This is a genomic window from Bradyrhizobium sp., from assembly GCF_019244115.1.
Taxonomy (GTDB): domain Bacteria; phylum Pseudomonadota; class Alphaproteobacteria; order Rhizobiales; family Xanthobacteraceae; genus Bradyrhizobium.
This window is the reverse complement of record NZ_JAFATE010000533.1, coordinates 1-17511: the sequence shown is the minus strand read 5'-3', so window position 1 is coordinate 17511 and position 17511 is coordinate 1. Positions and strand designations below refer to the sequence as shown.

At 61.7% G+C, this 17511-nt stretch carries 18 protein-coding genes; 4 read left to right on the top strand and 14 right to left on the bottom strand.

What is annotated here, in order from left to right; all coding sequences use genetic code 11:
* Positions 1-495: 495 nt before the first annotated feature.
* Positions 496-2517, bottom strand: coding sequence for an MFS transporter (locus tag JOZ76_RS23540; protein WP_291702397.1), 2022 nt, complete (start codon positions 2515-2517; stop codon positions 496-498).
* A gap of 321 nt (positions 2518-2838) precedes the next feature.
* Between JOZ76_RS23540 and JOZ76_RS23535 the strand changes: the two genes are divergently transcribed.
* A complete protein-coding gene (locus JOZ76_RS23535; protein WP_291702395.1) occupies positions 2839-3126 on the top strand; it encodes a hypothetical protein in 288 nt (95 codons plus the stop codon).
* On the opposite strand, the gene JOZ76_RS23530 is transcribed toward JOZ76_RS23535, so the two are convergent.
* From JOZ76_RS23530 to JOZ76_RS23475, 12 genes are all read right to left on the bottom strand, one after another.
* Positions 3099-3341: a DUF2274 domain-containing protein gene (locus JOZ76_RS23530; protein WP_291702394.1), complete on the bottom strand. Its 243-nt coding sequence runs from the start codon at positions 3339-3341 to the stop codon at positions 3099-3101. The genes JOZ76_RS23535 and JOZ76_RS23530 overlap by 28 nt on opposite strands.
* A 6-nt stretch (positions 3342-3347) precedes the next feature.
* The gene (locus JOZ76_RS23525) at positions 3348-4541 is read right to left on the bottom strand and encodes a TrbI/VirB10 family protein (protein WP_441300081.1); all 1194 of its coding nucleotides are present in this window, start codon (positions 4539-4541) and stop codon (positions 3348-3350) included.
* 5 nt (positions 4542-4546) lie between these two features.
* Positions 4547-5461, bottom strand: a complete 915-nt coding sequence (gene trbG, locus JOZ76_RS23520; protein WP_291702392.1) for a P-type conjugative transfer protein TrbG — start codon at positions 5459-5461, stop codon at positions 4547-4549.
* Between the two features lie 62 nt (positions 5462-5523).
* Positions 5524-6204 (bottom strand): conjugal transfer protein TrbF, encoded by a 681-nt coding sequence (gene trbF / locus JOZ76_RS23515; protein WP_291702390.1) that lies wholly within the window; start codon positions 6202-6204, stop codon positions 5524-5526.
* Positions 6204-7406 carry a P-type conjugative transfer protein TrbL gene (trbL, locus tag JOZ76_RS23510; RefSeq protein ID WP_291702388.1) on the bottom strand — a complete coding sequence of 401 codons (1203 nt, stop codon included), beginning with the start codon at positions 7404-7406 and terminating at the stop codon, positions 6204-6206. The genes trbF and trbL overlap by 1 nt, the downstream gene beginning before the upstream one ends.
* 4 nt (positions 7407-7410) lie before the next feature.
* Positions 7411-7785, bottom strand: coding sequence for a putative entry exclusion protein TrbK-alt (trbK-alt, locus tag JOZ76_RS23505; protein WP_291702386.1), 375 nt, complete (start codon positions 7783-7785; stop codon positions 7411-7413).
* Complete coding sequence (gene trbJ, locus JOZ76_RS23500; protein WP_291702412.1) at positions 7785-8519, bottom strand: P-type conjugative transfer protein TrbJ; 735 nt, start codon at positions 8517-8519, stop codon at positions 7785-7787. Before trbJ ends, trbK-alt begins: the two co-directional genes overlap by 1 nt.
* Positions 8516-10957 (bottom strand): conjugal transfer protein TrbE, encoded by a 2442-nt coding sequence (gene trbE, locus JOZ76_RS23495; protein ID WP_291702385.1) that lies wholly within the window; start codon positions 10955-10957, stop codon positions 8516-8518. Before trbE ends, trbJ begins: the two co-directional genes overlap by 4 nt.
* Positions 10958-10965: 8 nt before the next feature.
* Complete coding sequence (locus tag JOZ76_RS23490; RefSeq protein WP_291702384.1) at positions 10966-11229, bottom strand: VirB3 family type IV secretion system protein; 264 nt, start codon at positions 11227-11229, stop codon at positions 10966-10968.
* Positions 11229-11555 (bottom strand): TrbC/VirB2 family protein, encoded by a 327-nt coding sequence (locus JOZ76_RS23485; protein WP_291702382.1) that lies wholly within the window; start codon positions 11553-11555, stop codon positions 11229-11231. The genes JOZ76_RS23490 and JOZ76_RS23485 overlap by 1 nt, the downstream gene beginning before the upstream one ends.
* Entirely contained in the window at positions 11552-12520 is a 969-nt protein-coding gene (trbB, locus tag JOZ76_RS23480) for a P-type conjugative transfer ATPase TrbB (protein ID WP_291702380.1), read from the bottom strand. The genes JOZ76_RS23485 and trbB overlap by 4 nt, the downstream gene beginning before the upstream one ends.
* A gap of 70 nt (positions 12521-12590) precedes the next feature.
* Positions 12591-12743 (bottom strand): hypothetical protein, encoded by a 153-nt coding sequence (locus JOZ76_RS23475; RefSeq protein WP_291702378.1) that lies wholly within the window; start codon positions 12741-12743, stop codon positions 12591-12593.
* A 367-nt stretch (positions 12744-13110) separates the two neighbouring features.
* Between JOZ76_RS23475 and JOZ76_RS23470 the strand changes: the two genes are divergently transcribed.
* From JOZ76_RS23470 to JOZ76_RS23460, 3 genes are all read left to right on the top strand, one after another.
* Entirely contained in the window at positions 13111-14685 is a 1575-nt protein-coding gene (locus tag JOZ76_RS23470; protein ID WP_291702376.1) for a hypothetical protein, read from the top strand.
* A gap of 213 nt (positions 14686-14898) precedes the next feature.
* Positions 14899-16029: a YXWGXW repeat-containing protein gene (locus JOZ76_RS23465; RefSeq protein WP_291702374.1), complete on the top strand. Its 1131-nt coding sequence runs from the start codon at positions 14899-14901 to the stop codon at positions 16027-16029.
* Between the two features lie 4 nt (positions 16030-16033).
* Entirely contained in the window at positions 16034-16861 is an 828-nt protein-coding gene (locus JOZ76_RS23460; RefSeq protein ID WP_291702372.1) for a glycoside hydrolase family 16 protein, read from the top strand.
* 100 nt (positions 16862-16961) lie between these two features.
* On the opposite strand, the gene JOZ76_RS23455 is transcribed toward JOZ76_RS23460, so the two are convergent.
* The gene (locus JOZ76_RS23455; RefSeq protein WP_291702371.1) at positions 16962-17396 is read right to left on the bottom strand and encodes a CopG family transcriptional regulator; all 435 of its coding nucleotides are present in this window, start codon (positions 17394-17396) and stop codon (positions 16962-16964) included.
* Positions 17397-17511 lie beyond the last annotated feature (115 nt).

Genomic DNA, 17511 nt, shown 5'->3' with positions numbered 1-17511 from the left:
CCCGAACCCCGGTGGCAAGAGTTTCGAAACTGATGAAGAGGTCCGAAGGTTCACTGAGGCAGAAGGCACGCGTATTGGGCATTGGCCTAGGTCATCAGCGCTAGAACCGCGCGTTAGACCGTCCCGGTGGTCTAACGCGCGCTGACCTCGTAGTAGAAGGCGCCAAGGTCGATACACATAGACAGTGACTTTTGCGGCGGCCAAGCGGGAGGAGTGGCAGCTCGAAAGGAAGTTCGGCAGGGGTCTTTCGGAAGTAGAATCGCCGCGTTGGACGCTTTATGGATTGAAAGTCATCAAGCATAGTCGTCGAGCAAACAGGAACCCAGGCTGCGAGGGCGTCACATGTACGGGGCCGGGCCGTACTACTGGATAGCGGCAAGGTCTGCCGCGAAATTTCACGAACGATTGGCGGTAAGCGCCTATTTTGGCGTCCATAAAGGACGGCGAGCGTGCAGGTTTAGTCGGCGCGCAAACTCAAGATGCAAAGGGCCTCTTTCACGACTCTATGCCCGACCTCAAATCGGACTCCACGATGATCATCTCATGACGACAGGTTGGCTCGACTGCGCCCACCAGAACAGAGCCGCTGCGAAACTCACGACGAGAGCCCCTCATCAAGGGGCCGACCTCGTGTCTAGGTCTCGGCACAACGAACCAAATCAAAGCGGCCAGTTGAATTGCCACGCAAATCCCGAACGCTGTCTGATAGGCGATCGTCGGATAATGGCCGTGCACTTGTGGCCACTGCTCCAGAACGAGACCCGTTACGTATTGGGCCACAAACGCCCAGGCGAAATGCAGCGTATTCAACGCGCCGTTGGCACGCGCAGAAACTTCGAGCGGGAAGTAGTTTCCGATGATAGCGAAGCTTATGACTGGAGCCGCACCGATCGCGGCAACAACGCCCCAGGAAAACGGCAACGGCACGGGCAGCCGTAGGATCAGTGCGAGCTGGGCGGCGACGAACAGGGTCGCGATCACGGCCAGCACCTTTTCAAGTCCTGCACTCTGCCGGGATAAACCATGTGCCAGCTTGCCAAATAGCCACCCCGCGATGCTCAGCACCACCCCCATGGCAAACAAGTAGGTGAGGATGGTTTCTCGATCGAAACCTTCCACGTCCCCAAGGCAGGGAGCTGCCCACAACCCCTGCATTGACCAGGCTGATCCGATGCATGTCGCCGACAACGGGGCAAGCCTGACGAAGCGCGCGTTCCCGAAGATAGCCTTCAGACCGAGCGGGGTTGCCGCTCCCTGAGGCGGCCTTTGACGTTCGGGTACGACAAGGAAGATAAGGATCGCGACCGCAGCTGTTACTGCCGCGAGCAGTTCAAACATTCCACGCCAGTCGACCTGCTCCAACAGCCGATCTGCGGGAATTGTCGCGCTCACTGCCCCGAGCCCGCCGAACATGATCATGTATCCGTTCACTAGAGCGACGCGTTCCCGCGGAAACCAGAGGGTAATGGCCTTTAGTCCGGCGGTCAGGGCAGCCGCAACTCCAAGACCGATCAACGAGCGGGCAATCAGAAGTGAGCCAAATCCCGTCGATTTTGCGAAAAGGGCCGCCCCCAATGCCGCGACCAGCAAGAGTCCCCCTTGGATTCGTCGCGGACCGAAGCGATCCAACAAAGAGCCAATGGGGACCTGGGCCGCCGCCAGGATTAGGAAGTAGACCGAGGTCACGAGCCCCAAATCAGCCGCACCGAGGCCCATATCAGATTTGAGTTGACTGGAGATTAGCCCGTTGATCGACCGAAACAGAAACGTCAGGTAGCAGCCGAGCGTAAACGGAAGAAAGACCGAGGCGATTAGACACCAGCCCTTGATCGGGCTCTCCATCGAGCCTCGAGACCTTCCAATGTTTGGACCGGCCGCGAGCCGGTTCGCTGACCCCTGACGCGGGATTTCGGAGTTTCGAAGGAGGAAATCAGGGAGCGGCGCTCGGTTTGCCGCGAAACTGCTATTGCTGCCGCCCTCCTCGGCTGCAGCGGATATCCTGAGTTCTCCGCTGCCGGTGAGCGAAGAACGACGAGATAGCTCCTCCGAGCTCTCGGAGGTGAGGCCGAGCGCGGCTTCCATCTTCGTCGGGATCTCTGCAATTGCATCCTGCTTTGCGCGAACGCGGCCGATCGTCTCGTCAACAAGCGGAGCATCTTGGTCGTCGCGTCGCTTCACCTGTTGTGCAAAGACCTCAAAACGCTCTTGGCCGCGCTGACGCGCCGCACGATTCTGTGTCGCGTCAAGATACGGCGTCATAGCGAGGTAGTAGCGGGCATGGAGTGCGGTTATCTCAGTCAGCGTCTTCAGGCCTAGTTCGATGCGCTCGAGCCGATTGTCGAGCGCATCGACGGCTTGCGATGACGACACCCCCTTGCCTCTCGCGACGTCCTGTTCAGGCAGACTTGCAAGCGCCTGCCTCACGATGGCGGCCCTGCTCAAACCATCGCGCTTAGCGAGCTCAGCAAGCTGCGCTGCGGCTTCCTCGGACAGCCGGACACTAAACTTCTTCGTCATCGCCACCCCTTTACTGGGGCGCCTTAGCGCATCGGATCCCTCATGGCTTCAGCGAGACCTCTGCGGTCGTAGCGTGGCGTACAAATAGAAAGGTTTGCGCGCGGTCCCTCCTGAGACGACGCTGGCCGAACACTTTTCCAATTATTGCGGGGAACATGCCCATTGTGGCTGACAACACGCGCACACTTTGGAGTGAGCGCATTCTGTCCTGCATGAGGATCATCTGCTGACGTAGCGAGACGTCCTTTATTGGACCGACCTACGCGATGAGACGGTTTTGTTGAGCCAAGACGACCAGGCCGCGAAATCGAAGAACTCTTGGTGTCCAAGCTCATTTTGCCGGAGGGGCTTTCCGAGGATCGAGCGTCACGACATCAGTTGCGGTCTCATAAGAGCCTGGTCATGATGAAACGTGGTATCAGCCTGGTGCTGGAATCAGATATTGGCGCGAGCTTTTCAGCGCTGGTGTATCGGGAGCTCCGCGACGGCACCGGTGCGAGTCGATTGGACTATGCGGCCTGTTGGCGAGCCGACAACGAGAAATTGCGCGCTGAATCGTTATTGAAGCTGCTGCCCTCGTGCTATACGTCGACCTTCTTGGGACGATGAGGCGCACGCCGAGCCTTGGCAAAAGCACGATCCGTCGCCATGAAGCGCGTCAGCATGGGTGCAATGAGCTTGACAGGATCGCGGATTGGCTGCCCGCCTTCACGCCCAAGGATTTCCGCATAGGCGATGAGATCGCGATGGACTGTTGCGGGCAGTTCGACTGTCACCTTTACTGGCTTATCATCGGGCAGCGCCGCGATCTTCAACTTTGCCATAACTCCTCATCCTCGGTACGCTTCGAGCACGAGATCGCGATTGACGATCACGCGCACGGGGAAGCCTGGCCGGATTGTCAATGTCGGCTGGATATCGAGGTTGCGACGAACCACTTGTTGTCCGGTCTGATTCAGCGAATTGGCAGCGCCTAGGCGGAGGGCCTGAAGAATTGCCATGTTGTTGCCGTTGTCCGCGCCGGATCCAAGTTCTGATCCGACGCCGAGTAGCGTTGAGAGTGCGGCTGCTCCGAGCAGCTCTTTCCAATGATAGTCGACGTCGTCCTCCAAGCCGGCATACCCGGTGGCGTCCGCTCCGGGCTGTCTTTCAAGCACGATCGAGCGACCGTTCGGCATGATCAGCCGTGTCCACACGAGCAGCACCCGCGATTGGCCGAAGGCGACCTGGCTGTCATAGACGCCGATCAGACGCGCTCCTTGAGGAATCAAGCGTGCGCGGCCAGTCGGGGTATCATAAACGTTTTCGGTGACTTGGGCGGTGATCTGCCCGGGCAGATCGGACCTGATTCCCGTGATCAGGGCGGCCGGGATGACCGTTCCAGCCTGCACGACAAACGGCGATGCTGGGCGTGAAATCCTGTCAGGCGCCGTAGTCCGTCGATCGACGGGCGCATTGACGAACATCAGTTTGCGATCCTGTCCATTCTGAGCGAAGGCTTCGTCGGAGGACAATGCGGTGTTCGCAGGTGTTTCCTGAGATGCGGCGTGTGGCGGCGAAACAGCGGCAGTTGTTGGCGCAAACACCTTGCTGGTCCGAGCGGCCTCGGTTTCCTGGTTTTCGCTCTGTTGCTCGGCATCAAGGCCAGGAGGTCCCGACTGGCCTTCTGGCGAAGCGATGGGGCGCCCAAAGTCGCCAGGCAGAGGTGGCCCGAGCCGGGGGACGTCACGGGGAAGGCTTGAGTAGTCCTGCGGTAATTTCGTCAAGCCATCGGCGACGTTGTGGTGGTCTGTGCTGTAGAGTTCGTCCGGCGCCGGGATGTGTGATTGGTTGCTCTTCAGCGCCCACAGTACCGCGCCGGAGATGATCACCAAAACCAGTGCAGTGCCGCCGGCAAGAACTTTTCGGGAGAGCCGCGCGATCCTTGGGCGTTCCGCATGCAGACGCAAAGCCTGCGTCGCATCTGCAGATGATGGCGTTGGTCCCGATACCGGACCTGGACCCTCGTGTGGCTCCTTTCCGATCACGATCACCTCCCGTCATTTCTGACAATTCGCACCGTCTGCTGCTTCTCTCCGCCAAGCCGTAGCTCGGCGGCGGCGAACAGACGATCGACGATCAGTACACTCTTGTAGGCGCGATAGTTGACAAGCTCAGGCTTACCGTCCTGGCCGATGACGAACAGCGGCGGCATTTCGCCCTGGCCGATCCCGGGCGAGAACTCGATGTAGACCTTGCGGCCGTCGTCATAGGCATTGACAGGACGCCATGGCGGCCTATCGCCCTCGATGACATAGCGGTACCGGCGCTGATCGACGTCCGGGATGACCGGCGTTGGGGCCAGCATCTTGGAACGGCTGGTCCGATCCTCCGGGTAGAACCAGGCGACCGAGGGCATATATGGCTTTTCGCGGGAGCGGAGCTCGATCAGATAGGTTCGCCTATCAGTATTGACGACAAGGTTCGTCTCGATCGCGGGCCGGGTCGGCTTCACCATGATGTGGACGCGCCTGCTATCACCGTTGCCGCTCTCGGTATCGCCGACGATCCAGCGCACGGTGTCGCCGGCGGCGAGCGGCCCGGAACCGGTCAGCTGTTCGCCCGGCTCGAGCGCGATATCCGTGATCTGCCCCGGTGAAGCATAGATCTGATAGAGCGCGCCGGGACTGTAAGAAAAAATCTGAACGGCGTTGAAATACCCCGCCCGCCGCGGCTCGACCCGGGCGGCATCGTTGGCCGTCGTGATCCGGTCCGCCGGCTCCTTTGCTTCTTCCTCGCCCTTCTTGCCACCGTGTGCGGGAGTCCAATGCGGTGGAACATGCAATGGACGCACATGGTCATCCGCCGGCATTGGCAGATCGGGAGACGGCGGCACCTCGTCATCGTAGCTGATCTCTGGTGGTTTGAAGGTCGTGCAGCCGGAGAGCGCGAAGCAGAAGAGCATCGCCAGACGTATGGGCGTCCAATTGCATGCTGGACGAACCGATTTCGATACAGGATTTCTCACTAGCCGAGCTCCTTCGACCAGTTGATCGAATTGACATAGACGCCGAGGGGGTTCTTGCGGAGACGGTCGGCATCGCGCGGGGTCTCGATGACGACGGAAAGGATCGCGGTCCAGCGCTCGGTCGCGGCGAGTTGGCCGCTGTCATAGCGGCGTTCGGTCCATGCGACCCGAAAGCTATCCGGCGAGGCCCGAATCACGCTGGAGATCTCGATTGAGACTTGCGTGTTACCGACCTTGGCAAAGGGATCATTGGTTCGCGCGTAGTCGTTCAGCGCCGCGGCTCCGCGGTCGGTCGTGAAGTCGTAGGCGCGCAGCCAGTCCTGTCGCAGCACGATGGCGTCGGTCGGCAGACCTCGTACATCTTCAATGAAGCGGGCAAGATGAAACGCGATTTGGGGATCGGGCGGCTCGTAGAACCGATCCGCCGGCGCGACCGCCTGCGCCTGACCGAGATGATCGACTTCCACCACCCAGGGGGTGATCGTGCCTTGGGCCGATTGCCAGACGAGGCCGGCCGCGAGCCCTGTCGACAGCAACAGGCATCCAAATGCCATCAGCCGCCAGTTTTTGGCCTGGACACGGGCCGAGCCGATGCGCTCGTCCCACACCTGCGCGGCCTTCTGGTAGGGAGTCACTGGCTCAGGGGTGCGGCCATAGTGCACGGACGGTCGCTTGAACATCACTGCCCTCCCTCGGACAGATCGACCGAAGCTCCGCCACCCGCACTGTCACCGCTGCGGACAGCATGGATGGCAGCTGACACACCCTGGTTCACGGTCTGGGCACGCTTCATGCGGCGGGCCCAGGGGGGTGGTGCGTCCGCCGCCTGCGAATTGCTTGTCCCGGCAGCCATACGGCGCAGCGGGCTTATGATCGCCGAGCCCCCGGTCTCGGCGACACCACGCAGTCCTCCGGCTCGGTAAGCACTTGCCGCTCCGCTTGCTACCGCAGTGGCAGCTCGAGCACCGCCCGCGATTGCGCTACCTGCCAGTCCGGCGGCGCCCGCTGCGAGACCGGCGCCTGCTACGATGGCGCCCCCTGCCGCCAGGCCGGTGCCAACGGCGGCGCCAGCGCCAAGTTGTGGTCCGCCAGACACGATGCCGTTGGCAATGCCCGGACCGAAGATACCGAGGCCAAGGAGTGATAGTGCGCCAAGCACGAGCGCCATGGCATTATCGATCGTCGGCTGATTGCCACCAAAGCCTGCCGTGAACTGTGCAAAAAGCGTCGAGCCGATACCGACGATGACAGCCAGGACAAGCACCTTGATGCCTGACGAGATCACGTTGCCGAGAACGCGCTCGGCGGCAAAAGCTGTCTTGCCGAACAGGCCGAACGGGATCAGCACAAAGCCGGCCAGCGTCGTCAGCTTGAACTCGATCAGCGTAATGAAGAGCTGAATGGCAAGAATGAAGAAGGCGAGCAGCACCACGACCCAGGCAAACAGCAGAACCGCGATCTGGACGAAGTTTTCGAAAAAGCTGACATAGCCCATCAGGCCCGAGATCGAGTCGAGGATTGGTCTTCCAGCATCAAGTCCGACCTGAGCGATCTTTCCCGGCCTCAGAAAATCAACCGTGGAAAGGCCGGTACCTGAGGCTTTCAGTCCTAGACCTGCAAAGCTCTTGAAGACAATGCGGGCCAAGCTGTTCCAATTGCCGATCAGGAAGGCGAAGAGGCCGACAAACAAAGTCTTCTTGACGAGGCGCGCCAGGATGTCCTCGTCCGCGCCCCATGACCAGAACAGGCCGGCCAGCGTGATATCGATTGCCGCCAGCGTGGTCGCGAGGTACCCGACTTCACCCCCGAGTAGCCCGAACCCGTTGTCGATGTAGCGAGTGAACGTTTCCAAGAACTGATCGATAATGCCGGTGCCGCCCATGTGGTCACTCCTTCCCGGGCTGTTGAAAAGGGTAACCAGGCGACAGGCGGCTCTGGTCCTTGGGCGGCACAAACAACAAGGCGCCCTCTTGCGGAGGCCCATTGTTGGACGATGCTGATGGAGCCTTCTGCCCGAGGAATTGCCGACGCTCCTCGGCCCACGCCTTCCGGCATTCGGCCAGAGCGTCTTTCTGCTCAGAGGTGACGGAGCGGCACTCCGCGAGTTTTGCGGCCAGCGGATCGGACACCTGATCAGCAGGTGTGGCAGACAGCGTTTGGCTTTCGTCGTCACGAAGCCGAATTGAACAGGCGGCGACAACCAGGACGAGGAGCACGACGGCAGCCACGGTCGGAATCCGTTTCAGTTTTGTCATCTTCATCAGTGATACATCTGCACGGTTGTGGGTTGATAGCCCTGGCCTTGCGCCAGGAAGCGGCGCAGTTGCTCTTTGCCCTGGTCCTGAGCGGCGGCATGCTGGGCGGACTCGAGGTTTTGTGCACGGCCATGGGCCGCAACGACCGCGATGAGGTCGGCGAGCTGCTGGGCCTGCAGGGCCAAGAGCTGATTGCCGGCCTGGCTCGCCTGCAACGCACCGGTCGCGCCCTGGCTCGCGGTGACAAGTGCAGACAGCTGCGTACGGTTGGAGTCGAGATTGCCGACGACCGTGGCCTGCGTCCGCATCGCGTCCTGCAGGCCAGCCATCGCGTTCTGCCAGCGCGCTTGTGCGTTCGCGATCAGCGCCTGGTCTGAAAGGCTTGATGGTGCCGGCGCGTAGGTGGTCGAGAATGCGCGGTCGATCTGCTGGATGTCATAGGCGATGCGCTGGGCCTCGCGGAGAAGCTGCTGCGTTCGCTGGATCGATTGTTCTAGTTGCAACAACGAGGAGAACGGCAGAGTTGCAAGATTCTTTGCCTGATTGATCAGCATCTGCGCTTGGTTTTGCAGAGACACGATCTGATTGTTGATCTGCTGCAGCGCGCGAGCAGCCGTCAGCACATTCTGTGCGTAGTTGTTGGGATCGAACACGACCAACTGCGCGGAGGTTCGTTTGGAACCGACGAAGACGGCAAGCGCCAGCACACTGGCGGCAGCGAGACGATGGAGACGGTTCATCGGGGCGCCTCCACCTCGGCAAGCTGCGGAATGAGGTCGGTCGCCCAGGCGACGTCGCGTGCCTTCAACCATCCGGACACAAAGTCGTCGCGGCCATGTTCGGCGAGGACCTGTGCTATCAAGAGCTGATCGGCCTTGGAGGAAGCCGCGGTGAAGGCAAGCGCGACCTCGCCAAGACCGAGTTCGAACAGGCGGTTGCCGCGGCGCGACTGGCAGTAATAATCCCGCTTCGGCGTCGCCCGGGCGAGGATCTCGATCTGCCGATCGTTGAGCCCGAAACGCCGGTAGATCTCCGTGATCTGCGGTTCGATAGCGCGATCGTTGGGCAGCAGGATCCGGGTCGGGCAGCTCTCGATGATGGCGGGCGCAATCGCGGAGCCGTCGATATCAGCAAGCGATTGGGTCGCGAAGACAACGGACGCATTCTTCTTGCGAAGGGTTTTCAGCCACTCCCGAACTTGACCCGCGAATTCCCGATCATCAAGCGCCAGCCACCCTTCATCGATGATGAGCAGAGTTGGCCGGCCGTCAAACCGTCCTTCAATGCGGTGGAACAGATAGGAAAGGACTGATGGCGCGACCGCCGTACCAATCAGTCCGTCGGTTTCAAAGGCCTGCACGGAACTCTCGCCCAAGCGCTCGAATTCCGCGTCGAGAAGCCGGCCATACGGGCCACCCAGGCAATAAGGCTGGAGCGCGCGCTTCAACACGTTCGACTGCAGAAGAACACAAAGACCGGTCAGCGTCCGCTCTGGGATCGGTGCCGAAGCGAGCGAGGTCAGGGCGGACCACAAATGATCCTTGGCTTCCGGCGTGACTTCGATCCGTTCACGGCCAAGAATTGCGCTGATCCACTCCAAAGCCCACCCGCGCTCGGATGGATCATCAATTGCGGCAAGCGGCTGAAGCTCAACGAATTCGGTGGATTCGCCCGAAAGCACGCCGCCGATGTCATGCCAATCGCCGCCTATGGCGATGGTGGCGGCACGCACGGAGCAGCCAAAATCGAACGCGAAGATCTGGGAGTTCGGATAGCGGCGAAACTGGAGCGCCATCAAGGCCAGCAGCACCGATTTGCCGGCGCCGGTTGGTCCGACCACCAGCGTATGGCCGACGTCGCCGACGTGAAGCGAAAAGCGAAACGGGGTTGATCCCTCCGTCCTGGCCAGGAACAGAGGCGGCGCCTTGAAATGGTGGTCCCTCGCTTCGCCGGCCCACACCGCTGATAGCGGGATCATATCTGCCAAATTGAGGGTCGAGATCGGCGGCTGCCGCACGTTGGCATAAACATGTCCTGGCAGACTGCCGAGCCAGGCCTCGACCGCGTTCACCGTCTCGACCATGCAGGTGAAGTCACGCCCCTGGATCACCTTTTCGACCAGGCGGAGCTTTTCATCGGCGGTCGCGGGATCGCTGTCCCAGACCGTGACCGTCGCTGTCACAAACGCCTCTCCGACCTGATTGGAACCCAATTCCTGCAGCGCGGCGTCGGCATCGATAGCCTTGTTATGCGCGTCGGTATCGAGAAGCGCAGATGCCTCGTTGGTCATCACCTCCTTCAGGATCGCAGCGACCGACTTCCGCTTGGCGAACCACTGTCGCCGGATTCTGGTCAGAAGTTTTGTCGCGTCGGTCTTGTCGAGCATAATCGCGCGGGTCGACCAGCGATAAGCGAAGGCCAGACGGTTCAGCTCGTCGAGAATGCCCGGGGTCGTCGCTGTCGGGAAACCTACGACCGTCAGCACGCGCAGATGCGCGGAGCCGAGCATCGGCTCGAGTCCACCGGTCAGCGGCTGAGCGGCGAGCAGCGCATCGAGATACATGGGAGTTTCGGGCACCCTGACGCGATGCCGTTTGGTCGAAACCGTCGAATGCAGGTAAGTCAGTGTCTCCTGATCGTCGAGCCAGCTGCACTCGGGCATGAAGCCTTCGACGAGCTGCAGTGCGCGGTTGGTCCGGTCGATGAATCCACGGAGGACCTCACGTGCGTCGGCGCCGACGCTGCGGTTGCTCCCTTCGTAGAGCAGCCGCTCAGTCATGGCGACGCCTTCTGCAGGCGGCAGAAAAAGAAACGTCAGGAAATAGCTCGACTCATGATGGGCGCCAGCCTCCTCGAACTGTGCCTTTCGCTCGGCATCGACCAGGGCCGAGGCAGCATCCGGAAAGGTGTCGGGCGGATACGCTCCTGCCGAATGACGCTGGGCCTCGACAAAAACAGCCCAACCGGATTCGAGACGCCGCAAGGCGTTGTTCAGACGACCGGCAATAGCGACGAGCTCGGCCGGGACCGCGCTATCGAGATCCGGCCCGCGGAACCGGGCGGTCCGCTGGAATGACCCATCCTTGTTCAGGATGATGCCCTCGTCCACAAGGGCGGCCCATGGCAGAAAGTCCGCGAGGCGCGTATTCGAACGGCGATATTCGGCGAGGTTCATCATGACAGAACTCACGTGTTGAGGTGACCGGGGATGCGGAGGTGTCGGCGCACGACCTCGACGAATTCAGGATCGCGCTTGGCCGACCAAACGGCGGCCATGTGGCCGACGAACCAAAGCAGGAGCCCAGCAACCCAGAGGCGCAGGCCAATACCGAGCGCTGCGGCGAGTGTGCCATTGAGGATGGCGATGGAGCGTGGCGCACCGCCCATGAGGATCGGTTCCGTCAGCGCACGGTGTACCGGCGTCACGAAGCCTGGGATCTGTTCGACCATCAGATCACCACCCCGCCGCCGAACGCGAAGAACTGCAGAAAGAAGCTCGACGCGGCGAAAGCGATCGATAATCCGAACACGATCTGGATCAGCCTGCGAAAGCCACCTGACGTATCCCCGAACGCGAGCGATAACCCCGTGCTGATGATCACGAGGACCGCAATGATCTTGGCCACGGGACCTTGGACCGATTGCAGGATCTGGTTGAGCGGCTGCTCCCACGGCATGTTGGAGCCGGCCGCCAAGGCCGGACGAGCGTAGAAGCAGGCGACCACGAATGCAGTCGTCGAAGCGATCCTTCGCTCGAGCGAAGAGGCAAAACTCATGATGGGTCCCCCATTGCTTTAAGGCAGTAGTCCCCCGTTGATCCGAGACCTGTGACATCAGCGAGTTCGACAAGGCGGCGATCGGCGCCACGACCGGACAGGACAGCGATGACGTTGATGGTCTCCGCGATCAGCGCGCGCGGGACGGTGACCACGGCTTCCTGGATGAGTTGCTCAAGCCGGCGCAGCGCTCCCAAAGCGGTGCCGGCATGGATCGTGCCAATGCCACCGGGGTGCCCTGTGCCCCAAGCTTTGAGCAGATCGAGTGCTTCGGGGCCGCGCACCTCTCCGATCGGAATGCGGTCAGGCCGCAGGCGCAGCGATGAACGCACCAGGTCCGATAGCGAAACCACTCCGTCCTTGGTACGGAGTGCAACGAGATTCCTTGCCTTGCACTGAAGCTCCCGCGTATCTTCGATGAGAACGACGCGATCCGAGGTCTTGGCGACTTCCGCCAGAAGTGCGTTGGTCAGCGTCGTCTTGCCGCTGGAGGTGCCGCCAGCCACAAGGATATTCTTGCGGGCTCCGACCGCCGCTCTCAGAGCACGGGCCTGATCCGAGTTCATGATCCCGGCGGGGACGTAATCGTCCAGCGCGAACACGGCGACCGCCGGCTTGCGGATCGCAAAGACCGGCGCCCCAACCACCGGCGGCAACAGCCCCTCGAAGCGCTCACCTGTCTCGGGCAACTCGGCCGAAACACGCGGATTACCCGCGTGAACCTCGGCGCCGACGTGATGGGCGACCAATCGAACGATACGTTCGCCGTCGGGAGCGGACAGGCCTTGACCAGTATCGGCCAGGCCGCTCGACAGCCGGTCGATCCACAGCCGGCCGTCCGGGTTGAGCATCACCTCAACGATGTCGGAATCGTCGAGAAAACGCGCGATCGCAGAGCCGAACGCCGTGCGCAGCATGCGCGCACCGCGCGAGATCGCCTCTGATTGAATGGAATGGATTGCCATAGCCGCCCCCGATATCTGAGGCAGCCTCGAGCGCCCCAGATGGGGATGATCAGAAAAGGCAGGAAACGGCTCAGCGCAACACGACGGTTATTGGGTTCGTAGCCTGGCGTAGGAAAAGAAAGATCGAGAAATGGCGGCAGTCCCAATGCGGCACGCGTAAAATGAACAAGGATTTCCAGAAGTCCACCACGGGTGTCCCGGTCACCGTTTCGCCGATCAGCATATTTACTCGTAAATCGCGATGCTGATCAGGGCACGTTTGATGGCGGCAATGCTATCGGATTGCGAAATGAACGGCAAATGAGCGCGCCGTTCATCTACACGTCAGACGGCGCCGGTAAGCTCGACGCTTGGAGATGCAAGAGCGAGGCTGCTCCTGCGCGTCGAGTGGTGGCGTCATGGTCGGCAATTGTCATGCCTCGATCTTTCATGCTGCGTTATTCTTGCTTGTCGCATCACTCGTTGTCGCAAGTCTTGACAGATCGCCGGCTGCAGCAGAGCCGGCCACGTCACTATCGCTGCAGCGGGCCGGCGACACTGTCGCCGGACGCCTGATCGACGGGCGTGGGCAATCGATCGCTGGCGCAAACGTGACGCTCGAGGCCGTGGACGTCGACGCGGCGGCAGGTCCCTCCGAACGAAGCCTCACCAGTACCGTCCCTGCCGGCGCCGCGACCGCTGTGGTCGGCATTCGTGCGAATATCGAAGGTGCGTGTGTCTGTGCCGGCGAGGCAGCAGCGATCATCGGCGGTCTTCATTATCGCGAGCGGGGTACGCCCCTGCACGCGGACATCTCGCCTGTGTCACTCCCGATTACCGGCGCGCCGGTGAGTGTACGCACACTGAAGCTTACTCCCGACATGAATTATGGGCCCAATCTGCAGGAATTTGTCGTCACGGCCGGCGCGCCCTTTACCTTGACCACGACAATAGCGGCGACCGGCAACGCCGAGCACGCCGCCTACGTCACAATCATTTTCATCGGCAAGGACAGCAAGGAGATCACGCGGAATAACATCTGGTTTGAGGCGTCCCACCATAGCCTCGGCGAGGTGACGACAGGCGCGGACGGCGGCTTCCAGCTGCGGCTGCCGGCGGATGTCGTTCTCGCCCAGGAGAAGATCGAAGCAAAGTTTGCTGGCGATGCCGAGCGCGGTCCGGCAATGACCACATCGGCGCTCGGTCCGCAAACGATGGCGCCGGCGCTGGTGCAGCCGCTCGCCAATCCACGTGGCAAGCACGTGGTGTTCGCGCCGCGCAAGGACTTCCTGCGGGCGTACCAGGATGGCGCGTCCTGGGATGAGCTCGCCAAACAGTGGGCCAAGGGCGCCGCGCATGTCGATGTGATCGCCATGAATGAAGGGCAGATCCGCTCGACGCCTGACGAGGTGCTGGCGCGCCTCATGCACGAGCTGAAAACGCATCATATCGCGTTGTCGCTTGGTATTTTGCCGACCAACTGGTTTCACGAGCCGCCCTGCGGCGGCGGCGTCGAAGGCTACAGCGATCCAGGCTCCGCAAACGCAACCGTCACGAAGCTGCTTCGTGCCGGCGCGTCGCTCGGCATTATCGGCATGGATGAGCCGCTGTATTTCGGTCACTATTACGACGGCAAGAATGCCTGCAAGAGCTCGATCGACGATGAGGCGCGAAGGACTGCGGTTATCGTCAAGATTTACACAGCCGCTTTTCCGAACGCGATCGTCGGTGATGCCGAGCCCTTTCCGGCGATTAGCGACCACGCGGGCTGGCCGGCCGACTATGCCAAGTGGGTTCAGGCTTTCCGCCGCGAGACCGGAACTGCGCTGTCGTTCACGCATATCGACATCAATTGGGGCGATCCGCATCTCGGCCGTTCCGGTACGCCTGGTGTCGCCGATCCCAGCAGGATTGCAAACTTGTCGAAAACGGTGGCTCAGGTGTTGCGCGCCAACGGCCTCTCCGTCGGCATGTTCTACACCGGCTTCGGCGGCGCCCCGCTCAGCGATGAAAAATGGATGACGCAGGCCCGTGCGCACATGGACGCGGTGCAACGTTCCGGCATCAATCCGGATTACAGCCTCATTGTGAGCTGGGATCGCTATCCCACGCGCACCTTGACCGAGAGCGATCCGACCGCGCTGGCAAGCCTCGTCGCCTACTATGCCGAGCACTATCGCCGCTGAGCTGCGCCTCGCCCTGGCAGCTCACGCGGCCCATCGCCAAGCCCCTCCATCGTCGGCTGCACAATTTCGCAGAACTGCTCGCACGATCGCCGAAGCTTCCCTCACATTATCATCAGTCGCTTGCCGAGGTCGGCGCGGTTCAGCGCCGGTTCATTAGACTCCCCTTATTCAATCTCATGGCGGAGGCTAAAGCGGACATTTGGAGTTGATACCATGCGGCGCATCGTCGGAGTTTCGCTGGCTGCTGCTCTCGCTTTCACCGGCCTGACGTCACCACCGCCCGCCAGTGCCCAGCTGGCCGTCAGCATCAGCGTGGATACCGTACCGCCGCCCCTGCCGGTCTATGTCCAGCCGCCAATTCCCGCGCCCGGCTACATCTGGAGTCCCGGCTATTGGGCCTGGGACAATGATATCGGCTACTACTGGGTCCCCGGCACCTGGGTGCTGCCGCCGCAGCCCGACCTGTTGTGGACGCCACCCTATTGGGGATGGAATGACGGCGTTTACGTTTTCCATAGCGGCTATTGGGGCCTGCATGTCGGCTTCTATGGCGGCATCGCCTACGGCTGCGGCTACACCGGCTCCGGCTATGAAGGCGGCTACTGGCGCGACCGCGTGTTCTTCTACAACCGCAGCGTCAACAACGTCACGAACGTCTCGATCACCAATGTCTACAACAAGACCGTCGTGAACAACGTGGTCAGCATCAGCTACAATGGCGGGCCGGGCGGCACGACGACGAAGCCCACTCAGGAGCAGCTTGCAGCGGCAAAGGAAGGGCATACCGCGCCGACTTCGGAGCAGGCCCGTCACGCCGACACGGCGCGGCATGATCCGAGCCTGCATCTTGCGAACAATCACGGCCATCCATCAGTCGCGGCGACGCCCCATCCCGGTCAATTCAAGGGCGCCGGCATCGTCGCGGCCGGTCCAGGTAAGCCAGTGCTTGCGCCGCCGCTGAAGCACCCTCCCGCTGTCGCCGCGCTCAACCCGGCAACGAAACCCGGCATGCCGCGGGCGCCCCAGCCGAAAAATGCTCAAGCGCCCAGCAACCATCCAGCGAAACTGCAGGCCGCGCCCAAGCCGCAACCTGCGGCGCAACTACTATCGAAGCGAACGCCACCGGCGTCTCCCGTGCACGCAGCAAAACCGCGTCCGATCCAACTTGCAAGGCATGCGCCTGCCCCGCATCGCGCGCCGCCCCCGCCGCGACGTCCACCGCCGCCGCATGTCGCAAGGCCGGCGCCGCCGCGACGCCCGCCGCCATCACCCAGGCGCCCGCCGCCGCCACCACGGCCGCATCCGCAGCCGCGGCCTCACCGCGCGCAACAGAAGCACAGGTAGTGTCATGAAATTTCCCACGAGGTCATTCGCGGCCATCGCCTGCCTTGCAGTGAAACCGAACTGCCTGGCGGCCACGCCGAAGGGCCCTGTCACCTCGGGATCACCGGACCAGACCTGGGGTGTGCGCAGGGCTGTGACAGCCGCCGATCGCGCGGCCATCGCGGCCTATCGCTCCGGCGGCAAAGCGCCGGTCTTCTCCACTAACTTTGAAAGTGCCGCGGAGCTTACGGCTGACTGGACGCTGGAGAGCGACGACAATCCGACGCTCAAATCATGCCGCAGGCCTGATAGTGTCGAGGCCTCGGCGGCCGGGTTGCGGCTGAAGACGCTGGGTGCAAGCACCTGCCGCAGTGCGCAGTGGTCCACCGGGCATATCGGCAGCAAAGCCAAATACGGCTACGGCTTCTTCGAGGCCAGGATCAGGATCGCAGACACCAAGGGCATCAACAACGCCTTCTGGCTCACCACCGACGATAATTTCGAGATCGATGTCGCCGAGGCGACTTATCCGAGCTACATCCACATAGGCCTGCAATATTGGCCACCGCCGAACAGCACCGTAAAGCACGCCGGCATGGGATGGGGCGCAAGCTTCGTCGAGAACCTGTCCTACGGATTTCACGATATCGGGTTATTGCGGAGGCCAAACGAGATGATCTTTGAAGTCGATGGCGAGCCGGTCGCTGCCGTGGTTACGAAGGAGGCGGTCAACGGGCCGGCCAACATCCGCTTCTCGACCGCGCTCGGCGATTGGGCCGGCGGCAAGGTGCCCGATCACCCAGAGGGCCACAATATGGTCGTACAATCGTTTCGGGCGTTCGCCCTGGAGTAAGAGGTCCGCCGATGCGTGTCGCTGCATTGATCCGGATGCTGCTGTCCGGCGTTGCGTATTCATGTCCCAAGCCTCAGCTATTGATCAAGGACGGTCGGGATCACCTTTGACTCGTGCTGGCGCTCCCAGGAACATTTGTTTCGATACTCACTTCCTTCAGGATGGTCGATCCGCTGGAGAGCCGCCGCCCCAGAGCTTCGACAAAACGGTCGTAGCGCTCGGCGCCCTTCGCACGTGCCGCTGGGCTCGAATGCTCCGGCAACGCCGGTGTTGACGTGAGCCAGAAACGGATGAACAGGGCGATCGTCTCAAGCGCAACACCGTCATTGCGCTCGAGCCGTTCGAGCACGCGTACGATCCGATCCAGGCGTTTAGCGATCGCCGCTTCCCGCCGGTCGGAATCATCCGGAGAAAGGAACGAGGCGATCGCGGCCTCGGCAACCAGCGACTTGGGCTTCCCCTGACGCTTTGCGAAGGCCTCAAGACTGCCAAAGATCTCCGGATCGAGGTAGATGCTGAGCTGGGCCTTTTTCATATCACCCTGCTCAGAGGCCCATTTTGTCGTCCGGGTCGAGGCTAACCGAACGCGCAAGGCCCTGCATCGATCGGTTCAGGGCCGTCGCCTGTAGGGCGTCAGTGTCGCCCTCATC

Excerpts from the sequence above, each read along its gene's own strand:
- JOZ76_RS23540 (WP_291702397.1), bottom strand. The coding sequence starts at position 2,517 with ATGACGAAGAAGTTTAGTGTCCGGCTGTCCGAGGAAGCCGCAGCGCAG.
- JOZ76_RS23530 (WP_291702394.1), bottom strand. The coding sequence starts at position 3,341 with ATGGCAAAGTTGAAGATCGCGGCGCTGCCCGATGATAAGCCAGTAAAG.
- trbG (WP_291702392.1), bottom strand. The coding sequence starts at position 5,461 with ATGCTCTTCTGCTTCGCGCTCTCCGGCTGCACGACCTTCAAACCACCA.
- trbF (WP_291702390.1), bottom strand. The coding sequence starts at position 6,204 with ATGTTCAAGCGACCGTCCGTGCACTATGGCCGCACCCCTGAGCCAGTG.
- trbL (WP_291702388.1), bottom strand. The coding sequence starts at position 7,406 with ATGGGCGGCACCGGCATTATCGATCAGTTCTTGGAAACGTTCACTCGC.
- trbK-alt (WP_291702386.1), bottom strand. The coding sequence starts at position 7,785 with ATGAAGATGACAAAACTGAAACGGATTCCGACCGTGGCTGCCGTCGTG.
- trbJ (WP_291702412.1), bottom strand. The coding sequence starts at position 8,519 with ATGAACCGTCTCCATCGTCTCGCTGCCGCCAGTGTGCTGGCGCTTGCC.
- trbE (WP_291702385.1), bottom strand. The coding sequence starts at position 10,957 with ATGATGAACCTCGCCGAATATCGCCGTTCGAATACGCGCCTCGCGGAC.
- JOZ76_RS23490 (WP_291702384.1), bottom strand. The coding sequence starts at position 11,229 with ATGGTCGAACAGATCCCAGGCTTCGTGACGCCGGTACACCGTGCGCTG.
- JOZ76_RS23485 (WP_291702382.1), bottom strand. The coding sequence starts at position 11,555 with ATGAGTTTTGCCTCTTCGCTCGAGCGAAGGATCGCTTCGACGACTGCA.
- trbB (WP_291702380.1), bottom strand. The coding sequence starts at position 12,520 with ATGGCAATCCATTCCATTCAATCAGAGGCGATCTCGCGCGGTGCGCGC.
- JOZ76_RS23475 (WP_291702378.1), bottom strand. The coding sequence starts at position 12,743 with ATGCTGATCGGCGAAACGGTGACCGGGACACCCGTGGTGGACTTCTGG.
- JOZ76_RS23465 (WP_291702374.1), top strand. The coding sequence starts at position 14,899 with ATGCGGCGCATCGTCGGAGTTTCGCTGGCTGCTGCTCTCGCTTTCACC.
- JOZ76_RS23460 (WP_291702372.1), top strand. The coding sequence starts at position 16,034 with ATGAAATTTCCCACGAGGTCATTCGCGGCCATCGCCTGCCTTGCAGTG.
- JOZ76_RS23455 (WP_291702371.1), bottom strand. The coding sequence starts at position 17,396 with ATGAAAAAGGCCCAGCTCAGCATCTACCTCGATCCGGAGATCTTTGGC.